Origin of the sequence: Streptococcus sp. 2022WUSS037, assembly GCF_044427225.1 — a bacterium.
Taxonomy (GTDB): Bacteria; Bacillota; Bacilli; order Lactobacillales; family Streptococcaceae; genus Streptococcus.
Map to the genome: position 1 here is coordinate 1 of NZ_JAOTGJ010000067.1, position 1,871 is coordinate 1,871.

Sequence of the window (1,871 nt, forward strand, 5' to 3'; positions counted from 1 at the left end):
TCCCGTCTTTGACAGTTTTAAACGACAAAAACCTCCCTAACCCTATGCATATCAAGGGTTTAGAGAGGTTTTCTTTTTATATCAAAAATGCGTACTTTTTCTCGATTTTGACGCTTGTAAAATTTTTTTCATCTTTTTTTCGCTAATAATTTGATAATCACTTCTGAAACCAAATGTCTGATGCAATTCATCAGTAATAGCGGTCCGAGTATAGTTTGGTAGGTAACCAAAACCAGTAAGGTACCTAAAGGTGTATGACCGTAAGGTTTCAATGAGTTCAGTACATGTGAATTGCTTATGCACTGCCAGCTCTAAGTAGCGATAGATTATAAGAGCAAGAAAGCAAGTTGTAAAGTGAGCAGAAATACGATCTTCTCGACTTAGATAAACCGGTCTAGCCTTCAGTTCGTGTTTCATAATACGGAAACATTCTTCAATCTCCCATCGTCTCTGATTAATGGACACAATGGTCTCAATCGAATCGTCTAAGTTTGTCATCACCGCATATATCCCATCAAATCTTGCTTCAGAAAGAACACGATCCTCGTCCAACTCAATAAACGTTTTCTCAGCTATTTCCCCATCCCTTGTTGTCTCTGTTACTTTGAGGAAACGCTTTGGATCTGTAGATTGTTTCTTCTTGTAATCAGCTGGTTTTCCCAGCCATTTTGAAGCACGTTGAATCTGGCGTTCTCGTATCTTTCTTTGGTAATCTCTGTATTTAGCTGAGAAGGTTACAATCAATCGTTGGTCTTCTAGACCGTCTTGAGGCATGGGGCATTCTTTGTAGAAGACTTGTCTGTAGAGAAGGTCAGGCTTGCTTTCATCTAGTGCAGAAATATCATAGAATGTCCCAGACTGATCCCCCATTAACCGCCAACCTGTAGAAGATGTTGCCCAATCTTTGTCTTCTTTCTTTAACTTTTTGACAGATTGAGTTGTGACAAAAGCTCTCCCGCTGATGTTATTGTAGCGCTTATTACCAATAGAAGAAAGTCCAGCATCTGTACAGACCACAAATTGAGCTTTTTCAAAATCCTTGATAATCTTCTTCTCTAAAGGTTTCATGGTCGTCTGTTCATTTGTATTACCGGGTGTTATAGAGAAAGCTAGTGGAATTCCTTGAGAATCCATAAATAAGCCCATTTGAACGATTGGATTTGGTCGATGTTCCTTAGAATAGCCATATTGTCTCAGTTGCCCCTCCTCATCTTCTTCCTCAATTTCGAAATAGAAATTTGTACAGTCGTAATAGAGAACATCTGTCTTACGAGCGGAAAGAGTAGCTGAGTTTTTATAGAGTTGTTCTTGAATGAAATCCGTCTCTTTGGCAATGATTTCTAATCCTCGGTAGAGGTGCTGGAGTTCCAGAGTTTTAGGTTCTAGGAGAGTTTGTGAAAAATGAGCGGTAGATCGTTTAGAGGATGGGAATAGGATTCTGCCGTAGAGGAGGCGAGACAGAATGGTATCTAAGTGAAAACTAAAGTGATACCTTTTCTGAATATCGCGACAGATTTTATCCAATCCCAACTGATAATAGATATTCTGTAGAAACAAATATCCCCCATGATACTCATTTCGTTGATTTTGTTTTAACTGTTTATTCTCATGTAGTTTGATTAAGATTTCTTGTTTATCTTCTTTATCGAGTTCGGTTAACTCCTTAGCCCGCAATTTTGCCCATTCCATAGGTTCCATTTCGGGATATAGCTGTTGAAGAGTTTCATGATTGCCGAGATTTTCGACAATGGTAGAAGTTCTTTTATTTCCAACCTTAATATCTTTGATAATGGCATAATTGATTGTATTTTTAGATACTGATTTTTTAACTCTCATAGATTCGCACCTCACTCTATTATATCACAGTACGA

1 protein-coding gene is annotated in these 1,871 nt (G+C 38.2%); it reads right to left on the minus strand.

Annotated features, from left to right (window positions below; all coding sequences use genetic code 11):
• Nucleotides 1–81: 81 nt before the first annotated feature.
• Nucleotides 82–1,836: an IS1634 family transposase gene (locus tag ODU55_RS11605; RefSeq protein WP_398582907.1), complete on the minus strand. Its 1,755-nt coding sequence runs from the start codon at nucleotides 1,834–1,836 to the stop codon at nucleotides 82–84.
• Nucleotides 1,837–1,871: the final 35 nt, after the last annotated feature.